The sequence below is a fragment of the Phormidium pseudopriestleyi FRX01 genome, from assembly GCF_017313335.1.
Taxonomy (GTDB): domain Bacteria; phylum Cyanobacteriota; class Cyanobacteriia; order Cyanobacteriales; family Laspinemataceae; genus Laspinema; species Laspinema pseudopriestleyi.
Window position 1 is genome coordinate 1 of the sequence record NZ_JAFLQW010000218.1, and the last position, 3,407, is coordinate 3,407.

General features: G+C 44.5%; 6 protein-coding genes and 1 pseudogene. 5 read left to right on the forward strand and 2 right to left on the reverse strand.

The genetic code is table 11. The features are described 5' to 3' along the window. The first annotated feature begins 184 nt into the window (after positions 1–184). Together J0895_RS07815 and J0895_RS07820 are read left to right on the forward strand one after the other, a co-directional pair. Positions 185–373, forward strand: a complete 189-nt coding sequence (locus J0895_RS07815; protein WP_207087541.1) for a hypothetical protein — start codon at positions 185–187, stop codon at positions 371–373. Then, a complete protein-coding gene (locus J0895_RS07820) occupies positions 363–632 on the forward strand; it encodes a type II toxin-antitoxin system RelE family toxin (protein WP_207087542.1) in 270 nt (89 codons plus the stop codon). The genes J0895_RS07815 and J0895_RS07820 overlap by 11 nt, the downstream gene beginning before the upstream one ends. A gap of 251 nt (positions 633–883) precedes the next feature. On the opposite strand, the gene J0895_RS07825 is transcribed toward J0895_RS07820, so the two are convergent. Both J0895_RS07825 and J0895_RS07830 read right to left on the reverse strand, forming a co-directional pair. Continuing rightward, a complete protein-coding gene (locus J0895_RS07825; protein WP_207087543.1) occupies positions 884–1,306 on the reverse strand; it encodes a PIN domain-containing protein in 423 nt (140 codons plus the stop codon). Continuing rightward, entirely contained in the window at positions 1,296–1,544 is a 249-nt protein-coding gene (locus J0895_RS07830) for a hypothetical protein (RefSeq protein ID WP_207087544.1), read from the reverse strand. Before J0895_RS07830 ends, J0895_RS07825 begins: the two co-directional genes overlap by 11 nt. Positions 1,545–2,107: 563 nt before the next feature. Between J0895_RS07830 and J0895_RS07835 the strand changes: the two genes are divergently transcribed. The 3 genes and pseudogenes from J0895_RS07835 to J0895_RS07845 all read left to right on the forward strand — a co-directional run. Further along, positions 2,108–2,335, forward strand: coding sequence for a type II toxin-antitoxin system Phd/YefM family antitoxin (locus J0895_RS07835; protein ID WP_207087545.1), 228 nt, complete (start codon positions 2,108–2,110; stop codon positions 2,333–2,335). Then, positions 2,335–2,544 carry a type II toxin-antitoxin system VapC family toxin gene (locus J0895_RS25765; protein WP_242541140.1) on the forward strand — a complete coding sequence of 70 codons (210 nt, stop codon included), beginning with the start codon at positions 2,335–2,337 and terminating at the stop codon, positions 2,542–2,544. The genes J0895_RS07835 and J0895_RS25765 overlap by 1 nt, the downstream gene beginning before the upstream one ends. A gap of 335 nt (positions 2,545–2,879) precedes the next feature. After that, positions 2,880–3,407 (forward strand): annotated as a pseudogene (locus tag J0895_RS07845) (CHAT domain-containing protein); the annotation flags it as partial.

Consider the following 3,407-nt stretch of genomic DNA (forward strand, 5'->3'; position numbering starts at 1 on the left):
AGTTGCAGAAGTTGACGCAGAAACCCGGTTTCTATAGCTTGTAGGTTAACTGTGGGGTTCAGAAACCGGGTTTCTGGCAGCATCTGTATTCCTTCACCAAAATTTAACAAAGAAACCCGGTTTCACCAGTTGCGGGGATGGGGTAGAATTGACTGTAAACTCAATTATTTAGGAAACAAAGGTTATGAAAGGGATTCAATTTGTTGTCAATGAAGATGGAGAAAAACAGGCTGTATTAATTGATTTGACTCAGTGGGGTGAGTTATGGGAAGATTTCTATGATGTGTTGGTGGCTCATACTCGTCAGGATGAGGAAGAGGTGTCTTGGGAGGAATTAAAACAAGAAATCCAGGCAGAAGCGAATGGCAAATGAAGGGTATGCTGTCCGGTTTAAGAAGTCGGCAGCTAAGGAACTGCGATCGCTCGATATCAATCTCCAGTTACGCATTGGGGAGGCGATCGATAGCCTGAGTTTCGACCCTCGTCCGCCAGGAGTGGTGAAGTTGAAGGGGGACGATAATCTCTATCGAATTCGCAGCGGTGATTATCGGGTGGTTTATGTGATTGATGATCTGGAGAGGGTCGTGCGGATTGTGCGCGTGAAGCATCGGCGGGATGTCTATCGGAGTTAATCAATCCTCGGGTCAGTGCCATTTGGGGGTAATTCAATGGGTGGGATGGCATCTATTTTAACCGACTGTAACCGAATTGTGCAGGTTACATCCCTAAAACGGCGGGTGGGGTCAAAGAAACCGGGTTTCTAGCCGCATCTCGATCGCTTCACAAAGATTTAACAAAGAAACCCGGTTTCTGAGGGTTGGGCATGGGGTAAAATTGGGGTCATAGTCCCCTACCCGGTGCTAGGCTATGGATAAACAGCGATCTACGATTTAAGAAGACGAACAAAACCCGCTTGATCGAAATGATGATCGCTAGTTAGAGCGTTGGTAATTTCTAATTGTTGCATGATTATAAATGATGTGGCATCAACCAGTGACCAGTTTTTATCTAACCGCTTTTTTAAAAGTTCCCAGGCGGCATTTTCAATCTGCTGATTGACGCGAACGAGTTGCAAATAAGGAGCAGATTGAATAGCATCAATATATTGAAAAATTTGGGGGCGAGGAACTCTAAGTGGACTATTGAGCAATGCTACAAGTTCAAGGACAATATAGTTACTTGTCACCATTAAGTATTTTTGTTGTCTAGCTTGAGTAAACCATGCTACTGCATAGGGATGATCCGGTTCAGTTTTGATAAATAAGTTTGCCCAGCCAGAAGTATCAACAAATGTACTATTTTTCACTGGACAAATCCCGTGAATAAATGGCTTCTCCAATATAGTCGTCGTGGCGAGATGCAATATCGTTATTTTCAGCGCTTAATGTGCCAATCAGTGCGGCAATTGGATCGTCTGGTTGGGTAGCTAAGTCCTCTAATGATTTTAAAATCATTGCTTCTAAAGAGAGGTTGATGATTTGAGCTTTGGATTCTAAACGTTGGCTCAGATCGTCGGGAAGTTCAAGATTGATTTTTCGAGTCATTTTAATTAGGATGATATGAGTAATTAATGGCTTTATTTTAACTTAAAATGCTGATATAATTAAACCAAGATTGCGATTCATTTTCCAATCTGGTGACTCGTGCTGCGATCGCCTGGGGTTGATTTTCAGTAGGTTGCCGGGTCATGGTCAGGTTTGAGTTTTTAGGTAATTGGAGTCTCAGGATGATTATAACTCATCTTTTCAGAGAAGAAACTGAGTTTTGAGCCGCCGGAAAAGAAACCGGGTTTCTAGCAGCATCTCGATTCCTTCACAAAGATTTAACAAAGAAACCCGGTTTCTGAGGGTTGGGAATGGGGTAAAATGGGGGTCTATCCCCTGGTGGGTGCAGTGGTGGTGCAGTGGGGAGGAACGAGGTTTAAAGAAACCCGGTTTCTACCATCATCTCTGTTTCTTCACCAAGATTTAACAAACAAATCCCATCTCAGAGGTGTCGGTTTTGGGAAGATGGGGTAAAATTGAGTGACCCAAGCCTCCGCATTTAGTCCCGTCGGATAGCGGAAATACCCAATTGAGCAGCAGTTTTTGCCGAGGAGAGATAAGCGATGAAAATTATTGAGATTAACCAAGCGTTACCGCAAATTATCGAACTGATAGAAATGGCTTTTGCTGGAGAAGAAATTGTGATTAGAAAAAATAATCAGCAAACCATTAAAATTTCTCCAGTTTTATCGCCTCAGCCGCGCCCCCCTTTATTTGGATGCGATAAAGACCGGATTTCCCTCAGTGATGATTTTGATGAACCCTTGGATGATTTTCAGGACTATATTTAATGCGATTACTCCTTGATACTCATACGGTTATCTGGTTTTTTATGGGAAATTCCCAGTTGAGCGATAAGGTTCGTAATTTGGTCGAAGATGGTCATAATCATAAGCTGATTAGTGTGGCTACGGTTTGGGAGATGGCCATCAAACAGAGTCAAAATAAGTTAAGTCTGGAAAAAAATGCGGCAGATTATATAGAAGAGAAAATCATCTAAGCTGATTTTGAATTATTGCCAATTTCTCTCGACCATCTAAGAGTATTGTCATCACTTTTATTTTATCATAAAGACCCATTTGATAGACTTTTAATCGCCCAAGCTATGCAAGAAAAGATTCCGATTTTAAGCAAAGATATCGCTTTCGATGCTTATCCCATCCAAAGGATTTGGGACTAGAGGTGAACTACGGGATACTTGTCGGGACACCGCAGTGCCGTGTCCTCTAACTCGCAGCATCTCGATTCCTTCACAAAGATTTAACAAATCAACCCGGTTTCTGAGGTTTCGGAATGGGGTAAAATCGGGGTCTATCCCCTACCCGGTGCGCCACTATGGATGAACAAAGAGTGCAGGCTTATCTCTCCCTGATTCAAGAACTCCTCAACTGTCCCAGTGGGGAGGAACTGGATATCCTCAACCGTCATCAGGAGTTGGTGGATGAGGGGTTTGTGCAGGTGTGCGAGTTGGTGGCGGCACAGTTGCAGGAGGAGGGACAGGGGAATAATGCGGTGTTTCTGCGGAATCTGGCGCAACAGGTGGGGGCGTATTTGGGACGGGGGGGAACCGGGGAGAATCAGCAAGAGGCATTACAACAATTTTGGGTGCAACTGCTGCAAGCACGAATGCAGGGCGACACAACAGCAGTCCATCAGGTGATGCGGCAAAATATGGGGTTGATTGTTCCCGCCTTGGGGGATACTATTGCCCAGCTTGTGCAGGTCGTCCTTGCCCAACACCCCGACCAAGCCGAAGCGGTGGCAGGCTTAGTAGAAAATACCTGCACCAGTATTCAACAATTTCCCTATGGTCAGTATGCAGAAGCGTTAGAGATTGCGATTCGCGGCTATGGGGTGGTGCTG

Coding starts and splice junctions, on each gene's coding strand:
- J0895_RS07815 (WP_207087541.1), top strand. CDS start 185: ATGAAAGGGATTCAATTTGTTGTCAATGAAGATGGAGAAAAACAGGCT.
- J0895_RS07820 (WP_207087542.1), top strand. CDS start 363: ATGGCAAATGAAGGGTATGCTGTCCGGTTTAAGAAGTCGGCAGCTAAG.
- J0895_RS25765 (WP_242541140.1), top strand. CDS start 2,335: ATGCGATTACTCCTTGATACTCATACGGTTATCTGGTTTTTTATGGGA.
- J0895_RS07830 (WP_207087544.1), bottom strand. CDS start 1,544: ATGACTCGAAAAATCAATCTTGAACTTCCCGACGATCTGAGCCAACGT.
- J0895_RS07835 (WP_207087545.1), top strand. CDS start 2,108: ATGAAAATTATTGAGATTAACCAAGCGTTACCGCAAATTATCGAACTG.